Source organism: Adlercreutzia shanghongiae, from assembly GCF_035830635.1.
Lineage (GTDB): Bacteria > Actinomycetota > Coriobacteriia > Coriobacteriales > Eggerthellaceae > Adlercreutzia > Adlercreutzia shanghongiae.
This window is the reverse complement of the sequence record NZ_JAYMFI010000024.1, coordinates 1-22,148: the sequence shown is the minus strand read 5'-3', so window position 1 is coordinate 22,148 and position 22,148 is coordinate 1. Positions and strand designations below refer to the sequence as shown.

The window sequence follows — 22,148 nt, the reverse complement described above, 5'->3', positions numbered from 1 at the left end:
GTCCCGTTCGCTGCGGAACTCCGCGCGAACGCCCCCGCCCCGCAGCCGGCCTGCCTGCACTCGGTCGAGAAAGGAAGACCTATGACCGTCTTCGATGAACTGCACAACCCGGTCGCCTGCGAGTGGCATATCGGCCAGCTTCTGCGCACCATGAACCAGCTGCGCGACGGACGCCCCTCGCCCATGGTGGTGCGCGACACCTCGAACATCCGCTGGCTGACGGCCTTCGACGGCGTGTTCGACGACGAGCAGGCCCATGCCCTGTATGTGGCCCCCGACCGCGTGGTGCTGCATACCGATTCGCGTTACGCCAAAGCCTGCGAGCAGGCCGCGCGCCGCACGCCGGTGCGCGTGGACGAGACGCGCGAGAGCCATGCGAGCTTCGTGGCGCGCCAGTGGATGGGCTCGTGGCTGCACGGCATGCCCGGGGCCGAGCTGCAGATCGAGGACGCCATCACCCTGGCCGAGTACCGCGCCCTGCAGAAGGCCTTCCCAGCCGAGTTCTCCATCGGCGAGACCGATGGGGTGGTGCGCCGTCTGCGCGCCGTGAAGGAGCGCTACGAGGTGGCCCGCATGAAGGGCGCCCAGTCCATCACCGATGCGGCCTTCTCCCATATCGTGGAGTTCATGCGCCCGGGCATGATGGAGCGCGAGGTGCAGCTGGAGCTGGACGAGTGGATGCTGCGCCACGGGGCCCAGGGCCTGGCCTTCGCCACCATCGTGGCCACGGGCGAGAACGCGGCGAACCCCCACGCGGTGCCCGGCATCGCCATGCTGGAGGCCGGCCAGTGCGTGGTGCTCGATTTCGGCGCGAAGTCCTACGGCTACTGCTCGGACATGACCCGCACGGTGTTCCTCGGCGAGCCCGAGGGGCAGATGCGCGATGCATGGCGCACGGTGCGCGAGGCCAACGAGACCGTGGAGGCCATGCTCGCCCCGGGCGTGACGGGCAAGGAAGCGCACGAGCGGGCCGAGGCGGTGCTTGCCGCGGGCGGCTTCGCCGGCGCCATGGGCCACGGGCTCGGCCACGGCGTGGGGCTCGACATTCACGAGGAGCCGGTGCTCTCGACGCGCAACGACGAGCCGCTTGCGGCCGGCAACGTGGTCACCGTGGAGCCGGGCATCTACCTGCCGGGCAAGTTCGGCATGCGCTTGGAGGACTTCGGCGTTATCACCGACGACGGCTTCGAGGTGTTCACGAAGTCGACCCACGACCTGGTGGTTATCTAGCCTCGTGCTGGCGGGCGCGCGCATACTGGTGGTGGAAGACGACGCGGCCATCAACCGCGTCGTCTGCTCCTATGCGGAAAAGCAGGGCGCTGTGCCCACGGCGGCCTTCTCCGGCACCGAGGGCCTCATGCATCTGGAGGGCGGCGCTTCTTTTAACCTGGTCATCACCGATCTTATGCTGCCCGGGGAAAGCGGGGAGGCAGTGGTGAGTGCTGCCCGCGCGGGCGGTGTTCCCGTCATCGTGTTGTCTGCCCGGACTACGGTGGCTGACCGGGTAGGGCTTCTGCGTCTCGGCGCCGACGACTATCTCACGAAGCCCTTCGATTTGGAGGAGCTGGCGGCCCGCTGCGAGGCGGTGCTGCGTCGGGCGACGTCCGCGACGCCCCCGGCCTCTTCGGTGCCGGACATGCTGCGGTTCGGGGCATGGGAGCTTGACGAGGATGCCCGCAGCTTCGCGGCCGCCGGCACGCCCGTGCGCCTGACACGCACCGAGTACGAGATCGTGCGCGCCCTTATGGCCGCGCCCCGCCAGGTGCACACCAAGCGCGCCCTATCGGCGGCGGCCGGCGGGGATGTGGCGGCCCTGGAGGACAAGACCGTGGCCACCCACATCGGCAACATTCGCGCCAAGCTGCGCGGCACCGGCACCGAGGACTACGTGGAGACCGTCTGGGGCGTCGGCTTCAAGCTGCGCGACGGTGTTTGAGGCCTCGCCTCCGCGGGTGGATGTCTGAGAAACGTCATTTCTGCACCAAGCTTATGACCTGCGGAAACAATGAGAAACCGCAGGTCATTTCCTCTGTCTTGACGCGGAAAAAAACCACGCTTCTCAGACATTCGGCCCGTCTTGGCACTTTCTTGGAGCTTCCTAGGAGGTTTCTGGGCACGCGCGTCCTAAGATGGAAATCGCTGGTTCTCAGAGAAAGGACGTGCTCATGGAAGCACTGCGCTGCGACCGCCTCACCCGCGCCTTTCGCACGAAGCGAGCGGTGGACGATGTGTCGCTTTCCCTTGCGGCGGGGGACGTTTACGGTCTTGTGGGGCGCAACGGGGCCGGCAAGTCCACGCTGCTGAAGCTTATCGCGGGCTACCTTGCGCCCACTGCCGGCACGGTGGCGGTGTGCGGTGAGATTTTGGGCCCCTGCCAGACGAGCGCTCGTCTGGGCTGCCTCATCGAGCATCCCGCCGTGAATCCCGGGCTTACGGGGTTCCAGAACGTGATGGTGCGGGCGCTGGCCCAGGGGCTTGCGAATCCGAAGGCCGAGGTGGCCGAAGTGGTGGAGGCCGTGGGACTCGGCTTGGTGGCCGACAAGAGCGCGCGGGGCTATTCCCTTGGCATGAAGCAGCGCCTCGGGTTGGCCCTTGCGCTGGTGGGGCGACCGGATGTGCTGCTTTTGGACGAGCCCTTCAACGGGTTGGACCCGGAGGGGGTGCGTCAGGTTCGATGTCTGCTGGCCGATCTTGCCTTGCAGCGGGGGTGCGCCGTGCTCATCAGCTCTCATGTGCTCGATCAGCTTGAGCGTTTGGTGAACCGCTACGGAGTCCTTCGCGATGGACGTCTGGCGATCCAGATGACCGCAGAGGAAGTGGAAGATGCCTGCGCCGACTATCTGTGCGTGGAAACGCCGGAGACGCCACGAGCCTTGGCGGTACTCGAAGGGGCATTCCCCGATGCCGTCTTTACGGTGATGCCCGATGACGCCATCCGGGTGGCCGGCCTCGACGCCGAGGCAGTAGGCCGTGTCCTTCTTACGGCCAATGTGCCCGTGAGCGGGCTATACGTCCACGCTCGCGATATCGAGGATTATTTCGTCGACCTCATGGGAGGTGCGGAAGTCGTCGATGGTCCGTCAAGGTATTCCGACACGAAAGGGGGCGGGAGCCATGCTTAATGTCTTGCATGCCCAGTGGTACCGCATTGCTCGCAATCGCGCGTTCTGGGGGCTGCTCATCACGTTCGCCGTCATCATGGCGTGGGATATGGTTTCCGTTGGGCAGAACTACCATGGGCAGGAGGGCTATTTCGACGGCATCCCGCCGATCGGTCAGGACGGCGTGAAGGTGAACTTGGATGCAGGGGCGTATTTGGGCAAGGGCGGCGTCGTTTACTTCCTGCTGACGCTCGTGCTGCTGCTCGTGGCATCGCTGTTCGCCGAGGAGTGGCGGGAGGGCGCGTGCCGGTCGCTGGCCGCCGCACCTTCGTTCCGGCGCGATTACGTGCTGGCTTCGGCGCTTACGGTGGCGCTGATTGCGCTGCTGTTCATCGGCGTGGCCTGGGCGGCGGTGTGGGCGGTTATTCCCCGGTTTCCGCTGTTGGGTGTGGGCGACGAGACGGGACGCTTTGCGCGGTGGGCTGCGCAGATGGTGCTCGTTCTGGAAGGATACGGGATGCTCACGATAGCCGTGGCGGCAGCGACGAAGCGGCTCGGGCCCACGCTGCTGGCAGCCCTTCTGTTGGGAACGGGCCAGTTCGAGATACTGCTGGCGAACGGGTACGTGATCGCGGACCAGGTGGCGCAGCTGGCGGGACTTCCCGCGCTGCCGGGCGCGTCGGGGGTGGCAGCGGCGTTCTTCGACAGCCCGGCGATGCTGCCCTCGTGGTTGCCCGCGGCTCAGCTGCAGTGGATGATGGGCGAGGGCGCTACCCCGACGGCGGCCGATGCGGCTCCGGTGGCCCTGCTGGCAGCAGTGGCGATTGCGGTGGCGTGGTTCGCGGTGAGAAGGAGGGCCCTGTGATCTGGCTGGGCGCGCTTTGCCTGCTGCTGGCGGTGGCGCTTGCGGGGTACGTGGCGGCCACCGAGCGTCAGATGCGGGCGATGGCCGACGCACTGGCTGTGCGCGGGCGCGATTTGCGGCGGCTGCGGCTCAGGTTTCCCACGCCGGCAGCCCGGGCCTTGGCGCGGGAGGCCAACGGGCTTATCGACGAGGCCGATGCCGCGCGTCGGGAAGCGGCCGAGGAACGGCGGCTTCTAGGAGAGAACCTGGCGTCGTTTTCCCACGACGTGCGCACGCCCCTGGCCGGTGCCCAGGGCTTTTTGCAGCTGTACGCCGTAGCGTCCGGCGACGAGGAGCGCAACGAGTGCGTGGCGGCCGCCGCCGAGCGTCTGGGCGCGATGCGGCGACTTGTGGACGCACTCTTCGAGTTCGCGAAGGTGGACGACGGTGGTTGCGAGCCGGCGCGGGAGCCGGTGGATGTCGGCGAGGCGGTGGCCGCGGTGCTGGCCGAGCTGTACCCCTCTTTCGTCGCGCGCGGCTGGGAACCCGCGGTGTCGCTGGCCGAGGGCGTGGTGGTCGAGGCCGACCCCGGGGCCTTGGGGCGCATCGTGGAGAATCTGCTCGCGAACTGCCTGCGCCACGGCTGCGCCGCGCCCGTGATAGAGCTGAGGTTGTGCGACGCGGCGACGGTTGGTGACGATGCGGAGTCGATGTTGCCTGGCGACGCTGCGGCGGCCGACCGTCGGTTCGTGTTAGCGGTGTCGAACCGCGCCGAGGGCTTGGACGGGGTGGACGAGGGCCGTCTGTTCGAGCGCTTCTACCGCGGCGACGCCTCACGCCGCGCAGGCGGCAGCGGGCTGGGACTGGCCATCGCCTTCGGCCTGGCACGTGCTTCGGGTCTGGCGCTGGAAGTCTCTGTTGTCGATGCCACCTTCGCGGTGACGCTGTCCGGCAGCTGTCGCTGAGCGGGGGCTAGCGGACCTGCGCGGCCGGGTATTGCTCGGCTACCCATTCCCGGGTGACTTCGGCGAAGGCGCGGGTGGCCGCCGAGGCGGTGTCCTGCGACCGTACCGCCAGCGATATCTCGCGGGCGCATTCGCGCTCGGCCGGCAGCACGGCCAAGGGAAACAGCGTGCGCCGCAGGATGAGGCTTGGCAGCACCGAGAAGCCCAGGCCGGCGCTTACCATGGACATCACGGCATAGTCGGAGTCCACCGTGAAACGCACGTTGGGGGTCACGCCGTTGGCCTCGAACAGAGCCTCCATTTCGGAAGGGCGCGCGTTGCCCTGCAACTGGATGTAGGGCTCGCTTGCCAGCGCCTCGGTGGGGAAGACGGGCTCGCCGGCCAGGGGGTGACCCGGCGGCAGTACCACAAGCAGGGGGTCGGTGTGCAGCGGTACCGCGTCCAGCCCGCGCTTCTGAGGGGCAACGGAGAACGCGCAGTCGGCGCGGCCCTCCCAGGCGGCATTCAGCAGCTCCTCCTCGTCGTCCACGCACAAAAGCTTCAGGTCGATTTTCGGATACCGGTCCAAGAACGCCTTGGCGATGCCGGGGAACCACTCGATGGCCACGCTCGTGAACGAGCCCACGCGCACGAGGCCCCCTTCGAGGTCGTTCAGCTCGCGCACGCGGGTGGCAAGTGCGTGCTCGTCGGCGTTGATCGCCTGCACAAGGCCGAGCACCTCGCGCCCCTCGCCGGTCAGATGCACCCCGCCGTACTCGCGCACGAACAAGGTGAGGCCGAGCTCCTTTTCCAGCGCGTTCACCAGATAGCTGATTCCCGCCTGGGTATAGCCCAATTCCTCGGCGGCCGCCTTGAAGCTTCCGAGGCGCGCCACCGTCAGGAACGCGTCGTATTTCTGATTGGCCACAGCGGGCCTCCTTGTCGCCTCGTTTTGTGGTGCAGTTGCACCAGTATAAGACTTTCTTGAAAAGTTTTACAAGAAGTCTCGTTTTACTTTCATTGGTGACGAGATTAGTATGTCAATCGTTCCTAATCCAGAAAGAAAACGCCCTTGCGGGGGCTTGGAATCGTGCGCTTTGGAGCGGGCGGCTGCCGGGATGGCGGCCCTGCGCCGACGAGGTGCCCCGCACGATGAGGCCGAAAGGAGGAGCCATGAGCCATTGGAAGCAAGCACGCTGGCCGTTTGTGGCCTTCGTGCTCATTGAAGTGGTCATCTTCGGATCGGGAAGCGCTGTGACGAAGTTCGCCTACGAGTCCATCACGCCCCTGTGGTGTCTGGCCGTCCGCTTCGGCCTGGCCACGGTGGTGTTCGCCCTCTTCTTCGGCCGTCGCATGGCGCGCGGTCTGCGGAAGGTGCGCGTGCGCACGTGGCTGCCCCAGGCTGCGTGCATGGCGGTGTCGTATCTGTGCTGCAACGTGGCGCTCGACCTTACCACCGCCACCAACGTGGGCTTCCTGGTGGCGCTGCCGGTGGTGTTCGCGCCCTTCCTCTCCACGCTGGTGGAGCGCGGGCGCTACCCGCGGGCCGTCATTCCCTTCCAGGTGGGCGTGGCCGGCGGCCTGTATTTGCTGTGCAGCCAGGGCGGAAGCCTTGCGGTGGGCCCGGGCGAGCTGATGGCGCTGGCGTCGTCGGTGGCGCTGGCCGGTGCGCTCGTGTTCGGCAAGCAGGCTCTGTCCGAGCTGGACGCCGTCACCGTGGCGGGCACGCAAATTGTCGTGGCCTTCGCGCTGTGCCTGGGCTGCGCGCTTCTGTGGGAGCCGGCGCTGGACGTGGCGGCGGTGCAACCGGTGGCCTGGGGCATCATCGCGTTTTTGGCGCTGCTGTCCACCTGCCTGGCGTTCTTCCTGCAGAGCCTGGCGCTGAGCCGCCTCACCTCTACCACGGTGTCGCTGCTGCTCACGGGCGAGCCGGTGTTCACAGCCCTGTTCGCCTACTTGTTCCTGGGCGAGACGCTCACGCCGGTGGGCCTGGCCGGCGCGGCGCTCATTGTGGGCACGGTGGTGGCCGCCACCTATGTGGACGGCCGCAAGGCTGCGCCGGCTGTCCCCGCGACTCCCGTGCCGTCTCCGACATCTGGCGCCCTGGCGGCCGCTCCTGCCGCTGTCTCCCCGCGCGTCATGCCGCGGGCGCGGCTGCTCGTACCCGGCCGCCGCAAGGACCGTATGGCAGCTTAGATTGCCTATTCCGCCACGATGACGCCGAGGCGCTGCGCGAGGGCGGCGGCTTGGTAGACGTTCAGCTTCGTGCCGTAGATCTCGCTCATGGTGTCGGAGAGGGCCACGCCCTCCAGCTGGCAGGTGGTGAAGTCGATGCCGAGCAGGCGCGTGCGGAAGAAGCTCGTGCCGATGAAGCGGTTGTCATCAAGCATCACGTAGTGCAGCTCCATCTCGGCCATATCGGCGCCGGAGAAGTCGCACCGCACCGCTTCCACGCCCCACCAGCGGCACTGGTTGAAGGCCCCGTAGGCCAGTATGCAGTCGGCAAGCGATACCTGCTCGAAGTTCGCCTCCATGAACGAGGCGCCGGTGAGCTTGCAGTTCTTGAAGGTACAGCGCGTGAAGCTCGCACCGTCGAAGTAGGCGTTGGCGAAGTCGCAGCCCTCGAACACGGTGTCGGTGAACAGCGCGCCGGAGAAGTCGCAGCACGAGAGAAAGCAGTTGGCGAAACGGGCGTGAGCGGCTTCCAGTTCCGAGAAGTTTGCGTCGGCGATGATGAGGTCGCGGGCATCGATGGCCTCCAGCGCATCCCCTGCGCTCTCAAGCAGCTCGTCGGCCTCCAGGGCGCGCAGCTCTTCGGGAATGGTGGGCAGCACGAGGGCACGCTGGGATGCGGCTTTATCGAAGGCGGTCTGAACGGTATCGGCGGGAGCGGCCACGGAGCAGTCCTTTCGCAGTGCGGGAAGTGAGCTCCATTGTACTACGCTTCCAGCCTCCCTCCTGTGAAGTGTGTTGTTAGGAACTCAGTATGCCGGCATTAATCAAATACTGGAGAAGAAGGTCGGTGCGGTCGATCTCTGAGGGAATATTGAGGCGAGAGAAATCCAAGGCTGAAGTCACATCGAAAAAGTGCAGAAGGGATACCACGTCCATGACATCTTGGGTGCGAAGTTCTGCTGCAAGGGCTTCGTCGTTGGCGGGGTACCCGGCAAACTCCAGTGCCTCGCACACCGCACGCATCTTCATGAGCAGGATGCCCTCGAGGTTTGCCACAAGCAGCGTGATGTGGCGAAATCCATATTTTGTAGGCTCCCATACGATGAAGCGCTCGAGCTCTTCATTGAAGTTATGGTTGGCATACCAACGATTGTTGAGCCAGTCGCTCGGCGCTCCGTTGTTGACGGCAATGATGTCTACCATGGTGGCCACGTTGCGCGGAAGCTTCGTCAAGGTGTCAATGTCGGAGCTTCCCATGCGCAGCATGGTCAGGGAGGTCTCTTGCTCGTGGTACATGAGGGAGAAGCCGCCGATCGCGCGAATGGTGAGATGGTGCTCGGGGTCGCGAGCGTCGAGGAAGTCGTCTAACTGACTGAGAAGATCGATGAAGTCATCAACGAGGAGAAGATCAGTGCGGCTGTCCATGGCTAGCCTAATAGCGAATGTTCATGTTGGCGTAAGCGGGGAACAGATCCAAGGGCCTTTCGTTGAGGAAAAGGGGGGTTTCCAGGGGCCGCCAGAGCTCTTTCGAGCGGAGGTTGGGGAATTTGGCGGGCGTGCTTGACCTCTTGCCATACTGTGTGAGGATAGCGCCAATGAGAGCTATCGTTTCGCGCGTCATGCGACCAAGATCCATGGAGGCGATGCGAGCTGACTTTTCGTCGTCATCCTCATACAGGAAAAGACGGTTGAGATACGAGTTCAAATGATTGAACTCGCGGAAGCCCCATTGTGATTGGTCGGCGTAGTACAGGGGAATGCGGTCGGTCAAGGAAATCACCTCCTCCGCGTATTCTATCGTAGATGGGAAAGAGGTTCGGGCGAGATTGGCCATTCTGACAGAAGCCCTCCTGTGAAGTGTGTTGTCACGGGCGGTTCGACAGCGCGAGGCCGGCGATGGTGAGGACAAGGCCGGCGGCTATGGGGGCGGTGAAGGGCTCGCCGAGCACGATGACCGAGGTGACGGCGGTGACGGCCGGCACGAGGTAGATGTAGGTGCTCGTGGTGACGGCTCCCAAGTGCTTCACGGCGAATCCCCAGGTGGCGAAGCAGGCAGCCGAGGCTCCCAGACCGAGGAAGGCCAGATTGGCCAGATTGACGGGATCGATAAACGCCGCCATGTTCGGCACCGGCCCCCCGAAGGGCAGCGCCGGCAGCATGAACAGAAGGCCCCAGGCGAAGATGCGCTTGGTGGAGGCCAGGGTCTCGTAGCCCGCCTCGGCGATGCGCGCGACGATGGTGGAGTAGGCGGCCCATACGAGTGCCGCGCCCAGCGCGAGGGCGCACCCCGCGAGGTTGGCAAGCGGGCTGCCGCCGATGGCGCCCCCGCTCGCGAAGCTGACGAGCGCGATGCCTGCCATGGCCAGCGCGAAACCGACAACGAAGCGAACGGTGAGGGCCCCGCGATTTCCGCGCGCCCAGCTCATGAGGGCGCAGAAGAGCGGAGAGGTGGCCACGATGACCCCCACGGCGGTGGCGCTCGTGAAGGTGAGTGCTACGTTCTCCATGAGGAAGTAGCAGGCCACGCCCGCAAGTCCCGCCAGGGCGAAGAGCCGCTCGTGGTGCCGCTCTTGCAAGCGCAGCAGGTGCGGGCGCGCGCAGCACAGGGCGAGAAAGCCCAGGGCGAAACGGACGAACAGGATCCATACGGGTGCGAAGTCGACGAGGAGCACCTTGGTGGACACGAAGGTGATGCCCCACACGAACACTGTGAGCGCCGCCAGCACGTGGGCCTTCATCGCGCGTTCCCTTTCTGTGTCGCGCCGATTCGGTATAGGGCGCGGAATGCTTCCATAACGTGACCATGATAGGCGTTCCGCTGTCGATTTCTTGTACGAAATTGCAGGGTGTCGGGCGGTGAGGGGCGCCCGGTGCGCATCCGGCTGGCAGCCGCGGGGGCCGGGGGCACCCGGCTGACGGGTGCTGGGATGGCGCGGCGGAGGCGGCCGGGCTGACGGGCGCAGGGGCCGAGGTGACGGCTCGCCGCTAGCGCCACCAGGCGATGGCGATTTGCGTACGGTTGCGCAGGCCGCATTTCTGCAGGATGGCCGAGATGTGGTTGCGCACGGTTCCCTCGGACAGGTACAGCGCGGCGGCTATCTCGCGGTTGTCGAGCCCCTCGGCAATAAGCTCGGCCACCTCGCGCTCGCGCTCGGTTAGGCTGCCGGCCAGGGCGCTGCCGCCTTCCAGGCTGCGGCCCGCGAGCGCCCCCACGCGCCCGCTCACCTCGGCGCCCATGACGATCTGGCCGTCCATTACGGCATGCAGGGCGCCTTCCAAAGTGGCCACATCCTGCTTGATGAGGTAGCCGCGGGCGCCCAGGGCCAGGGCGCGCACGATGTAGTCGTCGTCGGCGAAGGTGGTGAGGAACACGACACGGGCATGGGGGTCGTCGGCCAGGATACGCTCGGCCGCGGCCAGGCCCGACGTACGCGGCATGCGGATGTCCAACAGCGCGATGTCGGGGCGGCACGCGGCGTATAGGTCGGCGGCCGCGCTGCCCTCAGTGCTCGTGCCTGCCACGCGCACGGCGCCGCGGGCCTCCAGGATGGTGCGCAGCGACTGCACGATGAGCGGGTCGTCGTCGACGATGATCGCGGTGATGGCGCCGGTGTTGCCGATGCGGTTGGGGTTGGCGCGGTCGGTGTTGCTGGTGTCGGCGCTCATGCGTCCTCCTGGGGCTTGGGGAAGGTGGCGAACACGCGGCTGCCCGTGCGCGGAGCGGCAAGCGGCGTGAAGGAGAAGGTTCCTCCGAGGGCGTGCGCCCGCTCGGCCATGGAGGTGAGTCCGAGGCCCGCGCTGGCTGCGCCCGCATCGGTCGAGACCGCTCGGCCCGCCAGGCCCGCGTCCGCGTTGCCCGCGCGACCGTCGTCTTCCACGACAAGCTGGTAGAAGCGGGGAAATTCCGTGACGCGCACCGTGGCATGGCGCGCCCGTCCGTGGCTTGCGGCGTTGGAGAGCGCCTCGCGGACGATGGCGAGCACGGCGAGGCCTATGGGCCGCGGCAGGGCGTCGGCCTGAAACGAGAGGGTGCCGGCGACGCCTGGGAACTCCGTGACCAGCGTCTCCAGGGCCGTGCGCGTATCGAGTGCCGCGTCGTGCAGGTCGTGCACCGAGGCGCGCACCGTGTCCAGGGCCTCGTGCAGGGTTGCCGCCACGGCATCCAAATCGCGGGCCACGGGTGCGGCGGCACCGTGGGCCACGCCGGCGGCCTGCACCTGCAGCACCGAGCGGGTGAGCAGATGCCCCACGTTGTCGTGAATCTCGCGCGCAATGCGCGCCCGCTCGTCGAGCACCGCGCAGTTAACTTCCAGATCCTGCCGTTCGGCCAGGTCGCGAGCACGCTCGGCGAGGACGAGCCGTTCTTCCTGCACGGCATCGCGCAGCGAGCGTAAACGTTCCCGCTCCTCGGCGTTTCGCCGGGCGCGCCATCCCATAAGGCAGGCGAGCAGTCCTAAGGCCAGCGCGGCTGCGGCCAGGGTGAAATGCCCCGCCGCCGCAGTGCAGGCGAGCGGAAGCGGCCACGCCCAGCGCAGGCCGCGCAGGCGGAAGGCCCAGGCAGCGTAGGCTGCGATCGCTGCGAAAGCGCCCAGCGGGGGTACGACCGCCGCTGCTGCGAGCAGGGCGACGGCCGCGGCGATGCGCGCCGGCGCGCACCTGACAAGCTCCAGGGCGCAGGCCGCGCATACGGCCGCGAGCAGCGCGGCGACGCTTTCGGGCCCGACCGGTGCCAGGAGCATGACGGGAATGCCCAGGGCCAGAAGAACGGTGTTGTCGATGGCGCGATCCATGGGGCCATTATAAGGGCGCGCCGCCGAGCCGGGCGAAAACCGTGACATTTGGCACTTCTGCCGCCACCGCTCCCTTGGAATAATGCAACCAGTGAACCTGACGAAGGAAGGAGGCCCCGTGGACGAGCGCGCAGCATCCGACGGCGCACGGGCCGCAGACGATATCGTGGTGGTGGAGAACCTGGTGAAGCGCTACGGCGACGTGGTGGCCTTGGACCACTTCAACTTGGCAATCGCCCCGGGCGAGATATTCGGGCTGCTCGGGCCCAACGGCTCGGGCAAGACCACGGCCATCAACTGCATCCTGCAGCTGCTCACCTACGACAAGGGCTCCATCTCGCTGTTCGGGCAGCCCATGGGCCCCACTCGCTACGACCTGAAGCGCATGATCGGCGTGGTGCCCCAGAACGTGGCGCTGTTCGAGGAGCTCACCGTGCGCGAGAACATCGACTTCTTCTGCGCGCTGTACGTGGGCGACCGCCGCGAGCGGGCGCACCTGGTAGACGAGGCCATCGCGTTCGTGGGACTTGAGGACTACGCGTCGTTCCGCCCGCGGAAGCTGTCGGGCGGCCTGCTGCGGCGCCTGAACATCGCCTGCGGCATCGCACACAAGCCCCGCCTTGCGTTTTTCGACGAGCCTACGGTGGCCGTGGACCCGCAGAGCCGCAACGCCATCCTGGAGGGCATCCGCGCCATGAACGAGGCGGGCTGCACCGTGGTGTACACGAGTCACTATATGGAAGAGGTGGAGGAGATCTGCTCGCGCATCATGATCATGGACCGGGGCCGCTCGGTGGCCGTGGGCACCAATGCCGAGCTGAAGGCCATGGTCGGCGCCGGCGAGCGCATTCTCGTGGAGGTGGCGGCCCTTCCCGACGGAGCGCGCGGCCAGCTGGAGGCGCTGCCGCATGTACGGCGCGTGACCTACACCGAGCCGGAGCTGGTCGTGCAGTGCGAGCAGGGCGCGCACAACGTGGGCGACGTGCTGGCGGTGCTCTCGGCGGCGGGGCTGTCGTTGGGCCGCGTGTACGCCGAGCCGCCCACCTTGAACGACGTGTTCCTGGAAATCACCGGCAAAGCGCTGAGAGACTAGGGAGGCGTTATGGGAACGCTGTTTGCCGGCACCTTGCGCGCGCTGCTGCGCGAGAAGGGGCTGTTCATCTGGTCGCTCGCCTTCCCCATGCTGATGGCGACCATCTTCATGTTCATGTTCGCGGGCATCGAGGACGCCACCGCGTTCGACCCGGTGCCCACGGCTGTGGTGGCCGATGAGGCGTGGGAGGCGTCGCCTTTCGCGGGGGTGGTGGAGGAGCTCGGCGAGCCGGGCGACGACCAGCTGCTGGACGTGCGCCCTGTCGCCGATTCCGAGGAGGCCCTTCGCGCTCTGACGAGCGGGGAGGTGATGGGGGTGCTTTCGGTGGACGGGGGCGGCGAGCCGGAGCTGGCGCTGTCGCCGGGGCTCCAGATAGGGGCCAGCACCTCGGCCGATGCCGTCAACCGCAGCATCTTGGAGTCGGTGGTGACGGCGTATGTGCGCGATGCCGACCTCATGGCATCCCTTGCGATGGCCGACCCGGCCCTGCTCGCCGACCCCGACCGTGTTGCCGCGGCCTTCAGCGGGGGAGATGTCACCGAGGAGGTGTCGCTCACCCGCAGCGCCCCGGCGCAGACCGTGCGCTTCTACTACGCGCTCTTCGCCATGGCCGCCCTGTTCGGGGCCCAGATTGCCGTGTTCGCCATCTGCTGGACCCAGCCGAACCTGTCGCCTTTGGGCGCGCGCCGGGCGCTGGGAGCCATCGGGCGCACGCGCACCCTGACGGCCACGCTCGCGGCCTGCTGGCTCGTGAGCTTCGGCTGTCTGGTTATCGCGTTTCTGTACACGCGCCTGGTGGTGGGAGTCGATTTCGCCGGCCGCGAGGGGTGGTGCATCGCAGGGCTGGGCGCCGCCGCGCTTCTGGCCTGCGCGCTGGGTACCGCGCTCGGGGCCCTTCCCAAGATCGACCTGGGTTCGAAGACGGGCATTCTCACGGGGGTGGTGTGCCTGCTGTCGCTGTTCACGGGGCTCTACGGCGAGCCCTGCATGGAGCTGGCCGATCTGGTTGCGCGCGAGTTTCCCGTGTTGGCGTCGCTGAACCCCGCCAAGGCCATCTGCGATATGTTCTACAGCCTGTACTACTACGACGGGCTGGAAGTGTTCGCGGCGAACGTGGCCGAGATCGGCGTCTTTGCGGCGGTGCTGTTCGCCGTGGGAGCCCTGTTCATGAGGAGGCAGCGCTATGCGAGCCTGTAGGTATGCGTTGGAGATAGTGGCGAAGCATCCCATCTACCTCATCATATACGTGGGGTTCCTAAGCCTCATGGGCCTGTTCGTGACGAGCGGCCTGTACCCGCCGACGGCATCGGACGAGTACGAGTCGGCCGAGATCCCCTTCGCGGTGATCGACCGCGACCAGTCCGACCTCTCGCATTCGGTGGCGGCGTTTCTGGCCGAGCAGGGGCCTTCGGTGGAAGTGCCCGACGAGCTGCAGGCGTGCCAGGACGCCGTGGCCACGGGCGAGGTACGCTACCTGCTCATCGTGCCCGAGGGATTCGAGGAGAGCTTTCTTAAGGCAGCCCGCGAAGGTACCGCCTCGCCGCGCCTCGAGACGGTGTTCAGCTTCGAATCGATGGGGGCGACGCTGGTGGATACCCAGGTGAGCCAATATCTTCAGCTGGTTCGCGCCGCTGCCGCCCTGCAACCGGCGGCCGACGCGGAAGCGGTTGTGGCCCAAGCCGAGGCCGCGTCCGAGAAGACCGCGACCATCCGCGAGGTGGCCGCGCCCGGCGAGGTGTCCGGCTGCGAGGCCTTCATCTTCTACTTGCAGTGGAGCGCGTACCCCCTCACGGTGGCCGTGGTGGTGTCGGTGGGCATTCTCATGGGCGCCTTCAACCGCACCGACGTGCGCCGGCGCGTTGCCGTATCGCCCGCATCGGGGCTGTCCATGGGCCTGCAGAAGGCTCTGGCGGGGCTCGTGGTTGCTCTCGGGGTGTGCGCGGTTATCGTCGGCATCGGCCTGGTGTTCTTCGGCGATGCGGCCGCGGCGCTTCCCGCGGGGGCGTTGGCCTTCGTGCTGGGGCTCGTGCTGGCGTTTCTGCTGGTGCCGCTGGCCATCGCGTTTCTGCTGGGGCAGCTGGGCTGCGGCGAGAACGTGTCGAACACCGTGGGGAATATCACCGGCATGGTGCTGACGTTTCTCGGCGGCGTGTGGGTCAGCACCGATCTCATGCCCGAGGTAGTGCGCACCGCATCCATGTTCACGCCGGTGCACTGGCTCGGCACAGGGCTGAACGCCGCGGCCGTATCGGCGCCCGCAGACGAGGTGCTGCTCTGCATGGGCGTGATGGTGCTGTTCGCGGCGGCCATCTTCGCCGTGGCGCTGGTGGCCGGCCGCCTGCGCGCCCAGACAAGCGAGGCCGGCGGCAACGCGGCTGCTGCGACCCCGCGCTAGGGGAGGGCCGCACCGCTATTGGAGGTCTCGGGGCGCTCGAGGAAAGTAGAAGAGCCATGCGCCCCGTCCTTCCCCTCCTTCGCGTAATCGTGCCCGCGGGCGTTCTTCTCGCAGTGCTATAACTGTAAGAGTCATAGTAAAACGTAAGCGAGAGGACGGTGATGACATGGCGATACGGTCTGCGATCAATCGGGGAAGCGAGATTCGGACCAAGGGCAAGTCCATGGGGCGTGACCGCTCTGGCGCCCCGCTGCGCCTGTCGTCGCGTTCTGTCTCGATGAGAGCCGCCCTGTTCATGACCGGGCGCATCGCCCTTATGCTGGCGGGCATTGCGGTCATGGCTTTGGGCATCGATGTCGTGGTGAAGGCCGATCTGGGCAACTCTCCCATCTCGGCCACGCCCAACGTGCTCTCGATCGGCTTCACCGCCGTGAGCTTCGGCACCTTCATGCTGGGCTGGCAGTGCTTCCTCGTGCTGGTACAGGTGGCCATCTTGCGGCGCGAGTTCCGCCTGGTCGATCTGTGGCAGATTCCCATCTCGGTGTTCTTCGGGGTGTGCATCGACGCGTTTATGGCCCTCATCGGGCAGGCCGGGCCGGGAAGCTACGCGGCGTCGTGGCTGTGGCTTGCCGTCGGCATGGCGGTGCTCGCCCTCGGCATCGTGATGACGGTGGTGTCGGGCACGGTGATGAACTGCGGCGAGGCTGTGGTGCAGGCCGTGGTGCGCAAGACGGGCATCCGCTTCGGCACGGGCAAGGTGCTCTTCGACCTGGCCTGCGCGGCGCTCGCCTGCCTGTGCGCGTTTCTGTTCGTGGGGCATCTGGCTGGTGTGCGCGAGGGCACCGTGGTCTGCGCCGCGTTCACGGGCGTCATTGTGAACGCGTACATGGGCCTCTACGGAAAGCTGCGCGAGGGCGTCCGCCGACGCCGCGCGTCCTTTGCAGGATGCCCGCAAGACGGCTATAATGAAACGGTTTGAGTCAGGCGCGACGTGCGAGCATGAGACTTCCGCGGCGCGTGAACATGAAAGGAAACACCCGTGGCAAGCATTTCCACCGCCGATTTCAAGAACGGCATGTGCATCATCAACAACGGCAAGATGTGCACCATCGTCGAGTTCCAGCACGTGAAGCCGGGCAAGGGCGGCGCCTTTGTGCGCACCAAGCTGAAGGACATCAAGACCGGGCGCGTGGTGGACTACACCTTCAACGCCGGCACGAAGTTCGACTCCGTGCGTCTGGAGTCCAAGAAGATGCAGTACCTGTACAACGACGGCGCCGACTACTGGTTCATGGACAACGACACCTTCGAGCAGATGCCCATCGCCGCCGACGTGGTGGGTTCGGTGTCCGACTGGCTGAAGGAGAACGACGAGGCCACGCTGCTCTACGCCGGCGATGAGCTGATCAGCCTGGAGCCGCAGATGTTCGTCGAGCTGGAGGTCACCCACACCGAGCCGGGCTTCAAGGGCGACACCGCCACCAACACGCTGAAGCCGGCCACTCTGGAGACGGGCAAGGAGGTGCAGGTGCCGACGTTCATCGAGATCGGCGATGTCCTGCAGATCGACACCCGCGACGGTCGCGTCATCAAGCGCGTCTAGCCAAGCGGGCAGCGGCCTGGCTCGCGCTGCGGGGCGGGCGGCCGACGAGGTTTCTGGGAAGCCCCCGAGTCGAAGCGCTCGGGGGCTTTCTCGCGTCCAGGGGCATTCTCCGCAGATCTTGCGGGGGCTGTGCGGGCGGCGAAGCAGGAAACGGGCCCGCGACGGGGCCCGTTTCAAGAGGGAGGGCTGGAGTGGGGCTGCTGCAAGCTAGGCGCTGGCGTTGGCCATGGCGCCTCGGGCAGCGATGCGGCCGAACACGCAGCATTCGCCGATATTGCCCGTGCCTTGGTACATGGCGCCCCAGATGCTGCCGAACTCGCCAGCGGAATACAAATGGGGAATGGGGTCGCCGTAGGGGTCGAGGATGCGCGCCTCGGCGTCATGCACCGGCCCGCCGTCGGTATTGAGCAGGGTGGGCGTGCAGAGCATGGCGTAGAACGGGCCGGACGCCACGGGGGTCATGTGATTGCTCGGACGGTAGAAGGCCAGATCCTCGCCGCGCTCGCAGAACTCGTTCCACTGGTTCACGGTCTTAACGAGCTCCTCGGCCGGCACCTCGATCTTCCCGGCCAGCTCTTCAAGCGTTGCGGCGGAGTGGGCCCAGCCGTCAGCGACTGGATCGCTTGTGAGGCCCTCGGGCAAAGCGCCTGCGGCAAGGCCCGCGGCGTCGAACACGAACCACGCCTTCGGGGGAAGCTGGAGGTGAATCCAGCGGCCGCCCCACTGGGTCTGGCCGTGGCGATAGCCGACATTGGTGGCCAGATTGCCGCCGATGGGGAGCACGTCTCCCGCTGCGCAGGCATCCCAGTCGTTGTAGAAGCGGCGCCCGTTCACGCCGACGGTGATGCCGAACTCCTTGGTGAGGCCCGTCTGCTGGGTCTGCGTGAACTGGGTGTTGTCGAGGTTGCGCGGGGCGAGCCAGAAGCAGGCGCCGCCGTGCATGTGCCATAGGGCGGCCCCGGCCTTCTGGCAGGCGCGATGTCCGTCGGCTGTGTTCTCGAGGGCCGCGGCAGGGGTGACGCCCTGCATGCCCATGTACTGCTCGAGGTACTCGGGATCGTTTTCAAAACCGCCCGTGCACATGACCACGCCGCCGGTGGCCTTGTAGTACTTGTTGCCTCCATCATCGGCGACAACGCCCAGGATGGTGCCCGTGGCCGGATCCTGCACGAGGGCGGTCATGGGCGTGCTCAGCTTGTAGTCGATGACGTCAGCGTGCTCGCGCACATAGTTCTGCAGGAAGACGGCGATGTGGGTGGGGCCGGTGCCGTCCTCTCCGCCGTTGAACTTGAAGGCTCCCTGCAGCTCGGCGCCCTCGATTTCGGGGTACTCGGGAATCTGGTTCGTGCGCGACTCGTCGTCGGCCCAGCCGATGGGGAACACGCTCATGTAGGGCTCGCCGCCGAGGTCTTTGGCCCACTGCACGTTTTCGGTGATGCCCTGGGCGTAGGCGCGCAGAACATCCTCGGGCGTGCAGTTCGTATCGCCGCTCAGGCCGCTGATGTAGGTGCTGTAAACAGCCTCGGCGTCCTCGGCGTGCATGCAGAAGCCGGACGAGGCGAAGCTGTTGCCGCCGCAGTTCGCGGATTTCTCAAGCAGAAGGCAGCTCTTGCCCTCGCCCTCAAGGGCCACGGTGGCCGCCGTGGCCAGGCCCGCGATGCCGCCACCGACAACGATGACGTCGTAGGTGGCGTCCCAGTTGATGTTGTCTACGATCTCAGCGGCGTCGTTGCCCGTTGCGGGAAGGTCGGCTTCTCCCTTCGTCTTGGGCGCGCAGCCGGTGGCTCCCAAGGCGGCGGCGCCCAGAAGAGCGACACCGGCGGACTTGATGAAAGAGCGACGGGATGCGGTCAGGTTCAGATCTTGCATGGCTTGTCTCCTTTGGTTCGGACGTCGGATTGGCGTCTGCTGCCTCCTTGGCCCAAACCTTACGAAACCGCGCCTCGGCCGTCATGCTCCGTTGCGGGGGAGGGGACTACCCGTTACGGGTGATATCGGAGAAAGGCCAGGTGAACGCCTTGTAGTTCCGGGGGAATCAAGATTGCCCCATGCCAATCGGAGAGAAACTCTCTATAATGCGCTGTATGGGAACCTATCGTGAACAATTCGCCGTATCGTCGGGTGGCGCCTTCTCGGCCATCGCCCTCACGGGACTTTGGACGCAGCAGGTCTGGATCTTCTGGCTCAACACCGCCGCCGCGGCTCCCACAGGCTTTTTTCCTTGGCAGGGCGTCTACCTGATAACGGGCCTTGCCATGCTGGCTTTTGCGGGGCTTGCGCTGTTTTGGAGGCCCGAGGGGCCAAAGCTGTGGGCCCTCGACGGCCTTGCGGCCGCGGCCGGTTCGGCCGGTACGCTCATCGTCGTCTTGTTCCTTGTGGGGGTCGTCGACGGCGAGCTTGCCGGCGTGGCGAAAATTGCGGCGACGGTGGGCTATGCGTGGGCCTACCTTCGGTGGGGCCAGTTTTACGGCGCTCTTCATATTCGCCAGGCGGTGGCCTATCTCTTCACGGCGGGCATCGCGGCCGCTCTCCTTAAATTCGTGCTGCTGGTTGTCCCCCTGACGGCTGCCGGAGTGGCGGTCGTGGCTCTTCCGGTGCTCTCGCTCGTGCTGTGCCGCCGGGCGCTTGCCCTGGATGCCGGCTCGGCGGCTCCCAAGGTGAGCGCGCCGTACCTTTCGAAGGGCAATGCCGGGGCGCTTTGGAAGGTGGTTGCGGTAATCGCCGTCTTCAGCTTCGCCAATGCTTCGATGCTGTCCTTCCAGGCGCCGGGCGAGAGCTTGGGCGGCCCTGCCGTGTTCGCGGCGGCTCGACTTGTCGATGCCGCGCTGTGCGCGGGCATTCTGGTGCTGGTGTTCGGGCTGAGGAAGTCGTTTGACTTTCCCCAATTGTGGAAGATTGTCCTTTTCGTGCTGGCAACCGATTTCCTCTGCGAGCTCATCGTGCCCGATGCCGGCATGCAAGCCCTGTTCTCCGGCGTATCGCTGAACTTCATCGTACTGTTCGTCTGGTTGACTTTGGCTGATGTGGCGCGACACAGCGCCTTTTCGAGCTCGGCGGTCTTTGGCGTAGGCTGGAGCTGCTATGTGCTGTCCTTCTACGTCGGCTCTCTGGCGGCCTCGTCTTCTCAGCTGCAGGGACTGGGCGAAAGCTATGTGGTGGTCCTTTTGTACGCGGTGGCGATGACGCTGGCTTTCTGCCTCGAGTCGCGCGATCCCAACATCGCCTATATCTTCGACGACCTCGCCAATCGCCCCGCGGCAAGTCCGAGCGATTTCGACGACATCGACGGCCGTTGCGAGGCTTTGGGAGCATCGCGGGGCCTGACGCCTCGAGAAATCGAGGTCATGCAGCTTTTTTGCAAGGGCCGCACGAAAGCCTACATTGCGGAGACGATGTACGTGACCGAGAACACGGTGCGCAGCCACATCAAGCACATCTACACCAAGCTCGACGCGCACAGTCGCGAGGACATCCAAAAGCTCATCGATGCCTTTTAGGTTTCTGGCGGGGTGTTGAGGATCTGGCGGGTGCTTCAACCGAGCGAGTTCCGCAGCGAACGAGAAAGCCCGCTGGGCTGTCTCGCAGAGCGAGGACTGTTTGAGTGAGTTGAAGCACCCGCCAGATCCCCCGGGAGGGGAGCTGCGACTAACTAGTCCCTCGCGAAGAAGGCGAAGGCCACGCCTCCGGGGCCGACATGGGTGCCGATGACGGCACCGACCTGGGTGAGGGGCAAGTCGCTTGGCGCGGTGGCCTCGTCGGCGGCAGTTTCCTCGGCCGCTTTCGCCTGGCTCAGGCTATCGGCGATGTACTTGCGGGCCGTCTTGTCAGAAAGCCCCGAGTAGGCCACCCAGATGGGACGGGTGAAATCGATGCCGCCAGCCTCGTCGATCTTCTCGAACACGAGGTTCTTCGACTGCTTCGAGCCACGGGCCTTCCCCAGCATGACCACATCGCCTTCCACGACGCCCACCACGGGCTTGATGGAAAGCATGCCTCCCACGAGCGCCGCCGCACCCGAGATGCGGCCGCCGCGGCGCAGGTATTCCAGCGTGTCCAGCGACGCCACAAGGCGGATGTCTTTTTTCTCTTGATCGAGGCAGTAGGCGATATCTGCCGCCTCGAGTCCCTCGTCGCGCAGGGCCCAGGCGCGCTCGGCTAAGATGCGCTCGCCCACGGTGGCGTTCTCGCTGTCTACCACGAACACCGACTCCTTGAAGGGCGCTGCGGCGATGCAGGCGCTTTGGTAGGTGCCCGAGATATGGCTCGACAGCGTGATACACACCACGGTATCGCCCGCATCTACCGCTTCCTGGAACAAGTCCTGGAACACCATGGGGGGAATTTGGCTCGTGCGGGGCAGCTCGTCGGTCTCCATGAGACGCTCGAAGAACGTCTGGCGCGAGATGTCCACGCCTTCCGCGTACTGCTCGTCGCCGAAGATGATGGTCATGGGGATGATGGTGATGCCGTGCTCGGCGGCGTATTCCTCTTCCATGTCCGCCGACGAGTCCACGATGATGCGAATGGCCATGCTGCCTCCAAAGTTGCGTTTGCTTCCCTGTATTTTATAGTGCAGGGGCGCTGGGCAGCCAAATCCTCGAAAAGGCGAGTAAATTGTTCATAATTTGCCGACGGTTTCTCGATTGACGCGCCCGTAGAAACATGGCCGCTGGGAACAGTTCAGCGCCGCTGCATCTCGCGGGCAACTAGGGCGCGCACGGCTGACGTTCATGGGGCAATCGGCAGGCATCCGTTTCTGCTCCGATAGCTCCATCCTTCCACGAGAGCGGCCTTTGTCCGAGCCGCTCTTTCTGCGTCAAGTCAGGTTTTTCGCCTTTCGTGCAGGGAAAAGCACGATTGTGCGAGTGATTTGGGCTCTTGGGAGTTTTTCGGGCAGGGAAAAGCGCGATTGTGCGAGTTTTCCGCCATTTAGAACTCGCACAATCGCATGTTTATCTGCATCAGAAGGCAGAAAACGTGCGAGAGGGCCGGAGAGGGGGGAAAGACGGGAGGAAGAAGAATGCGGGGAAGTGCGCCGGAGGGGAGGCGAGCGGCATGGGCGGTGCGCCGGAGGGGAGGCGAGCGAGAGGGGTGTTCCTATAGTTTTGTCAACTGATTTCCTCGATTGATTTTCACCAAGAAGGCAATGCTGGCGCAGGACCCACGAGCCCTGCGCTTTTCTATGGGGGAGGGCCGGCTAGGC

Annotated in this window: 21 protein-coding genes; 12 read left to right on the top strand and 9 right to left on the bottom strand. The window is 65.8% G+C overall.

Annotated features, from left to right (window positions below; genetic code table 11):
• Positions 1-81: 81 nt before the first annotated feature.
• From VJ923_RS10095 to VJ923_RS10075, 5 genes are all read left to right on the top strand, one after another.
• Entirely contained in the window at positions 82-1,230 is a 1,149-nt protein-coding gene (locus tag VJ923_RS10095) for a M24 family metallopeptidase (RefSeq protein WP_326441098.1), read from the top strand.
• 4 nt (positions 1,231-1,234) lie between these two features.
• Positions 1,235-1,936 carry a response regulator transcription factor gene (locus tag VJ923_RS10090; RefSeq protein ID WP_326441097.1) on the top strand — a complete coding sequence of 234 codons (702 nt, stop codon included), beginning with the start codon at positions 1,235-1,237 and terminating at the stop codon, positions 1,934-1,936.
• 229 nt (positions 1,937-2,165) lie between these two features.
• The gene (locus VJ923_RS10085; protein WP_326441096.1) at positions 2,166-3,122 is read left to right on the top strand and encodes an ABC transporter ATP-binding protein; all 957 of its coding nucleotides are present in this window, start codon (positions 2,166-2,168) and stop codon (positions 3,120-3,122) included.
• On the top strand, positions 3,115-3,966 hold the full coding sequence (locus tag VJ923_RS10080; protein ID WP_326441094.1) for an ABC transporter permease: 852 nt from the start codon (positions 3,115-3,117) through the stop codon (positions 3,964-3,966). Before VJ923_RS10085 ends, VJ923_RS10080 begins: the two co-directional genes overlap by 8 nt.
• On the top strand, positions 3,963-4,910 hold the full coding sequence (locus tag VJ923_RS10075; protein ID WP_326441093.1) for a sensor histidine kinase: 948 nt from the start codon (positions 3,963-3,965) through the stop codon (positions 4,908-4,910). The genes VJ923_RS10080 and VJ923_RS10075 overlap by 4 nt, the downstream gene beginning before the upstream one ends.
• A 7-nt stretch (positions 4,911-4,917) precedes the next feature.
• Here VJ923_RS10075 and VJ923_RS10070 read toward each other — a convergent pair whose 3' ends face one another.
• Positions 4,918-5,817 (bottom strand): LysR family transcriptional regulator, encoded by a 900-nt coding sequence (locus VJ923_RS10070; RefSeq protein WP_326441091.1) that lies wholly within the window; start codon positions 5,815-5,817, stop codon positions 4,918-4,920.
• A gap of 245 nt (positions 5,818-6,062) precedes the next feature.
• Between VJ923_RS10070 and VJ923_RS10065 the strand changes: the two genes are divergently transcribed.
• Complete coding sequence (locus VJ923_RS10065; RefSeq protein WP_326441090.1) at positions 6,063-7,085, top strand: DMT family transporter; 1,023 nt, start codon at positions 6,063-6,065, stop codon at positions 7,083-7,085.
• Between the two features lie 5 nt (positions 7,086-7,090).
• Here the strand turns inward: VJ923_RS10065 and VJ923_RS10060 are convergent, their stop codons facing one another.
• The 6 genes from VJ923_RS10060 to VJ923_RS10035 all read right to left on the bottom strand — a co-directional run bounded on the left by VJ923_RS10060 (position 7,091) and on the right by VJ923_RS10035 (position 11,902).
• Positions 7,091-7,786 carry a pentapeptide repeat-containing protein gene (locus VJ923_RS10060; RefSeq protein ID WP_326441088.1) on the bottom strand — a complete coding sequence of 232 codons (696 nt, stop codon included), beginning with the start codon at positions 7,784-7,786 and terminating at the stop codon, positions 7,091-7,093.
• A 76-nt stretch (positions 7,787-7,862) separates the two neighbouring features.
• Positions 7,863-8,489 (bottom strand): hypothetical protein, encoded by a 627-nt coding sequence (locus tag VJ923_RS10055; protein WP_326441087.1) that lies wholly within the window; start codon positions 8,487-8,489, stop codon positions 7,863-7,865.
• Positions 8,490-8,496: 7 nt separating this feature from the next.
• Positions 8,497-8,835, bottom strand: coding sequence for a hypothetical protein (locus VJ923_RS10050; RefSeq protein ID WP_326441085.1), 339 nt, complete (start codon positions 8,833-8,835; stop codon positions 8,497-8,499).
• Between the two features lie 94 nt (positions 8,836-8,929).
• Complete coding sequence (locus VJ923_RS10045; protein ID WP_326441084.1) at positions 8,930-9,802, bottom strand: DMT family transporter; 873 nt, start codon at positions 9,800-9,802, stop codon at positions 8,930-8,932.
• Between the two features lie 247 nt (positions 9,803-10,049).
• A complete protein-coding gene (locus VJ923_RS10040; RefSeq protein ID WP_326441082.1) occupies positions 10,050-10,730 on the bottom strand; it encodes a response regulator transcription factor in 681 nt (226 codons plus the stop codon).
• A complete protein-coding gene (locus tag VJ923_RS10035) occupies positions 10,727-11,902 on the bottom strand; it encodes a sensor histidine kinase (protein ID WP_326441081.1) in 1,176 nt (391 codons plus the stop codon). The genes VJ923_RS10040 and VJ923_RS10035 overlap by 4 nt, the downstream gene beginning before the upstream one ends.
• 70 nt (positions 11,903-11,972) lie before the next feature.
• Between VJ923_RS10035 and VJ923_RS10030 the strand changes: the two genes are divergently transcribed.
• The 5 genes from VJ923_RS10030 (at position 11,973) to efp (ending at position 16,945) form a co-directional block, all read left to right on the top strand.
• On the top strand, positions 11,973-12,947 hold the full coding sequence (locus VJ923_RS10030) for an ABC transporter ATP-binding protein (protein ID WP_326441079.1): 975 nt from the start codon (positions 11,973-11,975) through the stop codon (positions 12,945-12,947).
• Positions 12,948-12,956: 9 nt separating this feature from the next.
• A complete protein-coding gene (locus VJ923_RS10025) occupies positions 12,957-14,144 on the top strand; it encodes an ABC transporter permease (RefSeq protein WP_326441077.1) in 1,188 nt (395 codons plus the stop codon).
• Positions 14,131-15,342 carry an ABC transporter permease gene (locus VJ923_RS10020; RefSeq protein WP_326441076.1) on the top strand — a complete coding sequence of 404 codons (1,212 nt, stop codon included), beginning with the start codon at positions 14,131-14,133 and terminating at the stop codon, positions 15,340-15,342. Before VJ923_RS10025 ends, VJ923_RS10020 begins: the two co-directional genes overlap by 14 nt.
• Positions 15,343-15,508: 166 nt before the next feature.
• Positions 15,509-16,321, top strand: coding sequence for a YczE/YyaS/YitT family protein (locus VJ923_RS10015; RefSeq protein WP_326441075.1), 813 nt, complete (start codon positions 15,509-15,511; stop codon positions 16,319-16,321).
• 60 nt (positions 16,322-16,381) lie between these two features.
• Entirely contained in the window at positions 16,382-16,945 is a 564-nt protein-coding gene (gene efp, locus VJ923_RS10010) for an elongation factor P (RefSeq protein ID WP_326441073.1), read from the top strand.
• A gap of 207 nt (positions 16,946-17,152) precedes the next feature.
• Here efp and VJ923_RS10005 read toward each other — a convergent pair whose 3' ends face one another.
• The gene (locus VJ923_RS10005; RefSeq protein ID WP_326441072.1) at positions 17,153-18,814 is read right to left on the bottom strand and encodes an FAD-dependent oxidoreductase; all 1,662 of its coding nucleotides are present in this window, start codon (positions 18,812-18,814) and stop codon (positions 17,153-17,155) included.
• A 215-nt stretch (positions 18,815-19,029) separates the two neighbouring features.
• Between VJ923_RS10005 and VJ923_RS10000 the strand changes: the two genes are divergently transcribed.
• On the top strand, positions 19,030-20,442 hold the full coding sequence (locus VJ923_RS10000; protein ID WP_326441070.1) for a response regulator transcription factor: 1,413 nt from the start codon (positions 19,030-19,032) through the stop codon (positions 20,440-20,442).
• Between the two features lie 152 nt (positions 20,443-20,594).
• On the opposite strand, the gene VJ923_RS09995 is transcribed toward VJ923_RS10000, so the two are convergent.
• Positions 20,595-21,476 carry a DegV family protein gene (locus VJ923_RS09995; protein ID WP_326441069.1) on the bottom strand — a complete coding sequence of 294 codons (882 nt, stop codon included), beginning with the start codon at positions 21,474-21,476 and terminating at the stop codon, positions 20,595-20,597.
• Positions 21,477-22,148: the final 672 nt, after the last annotated feature.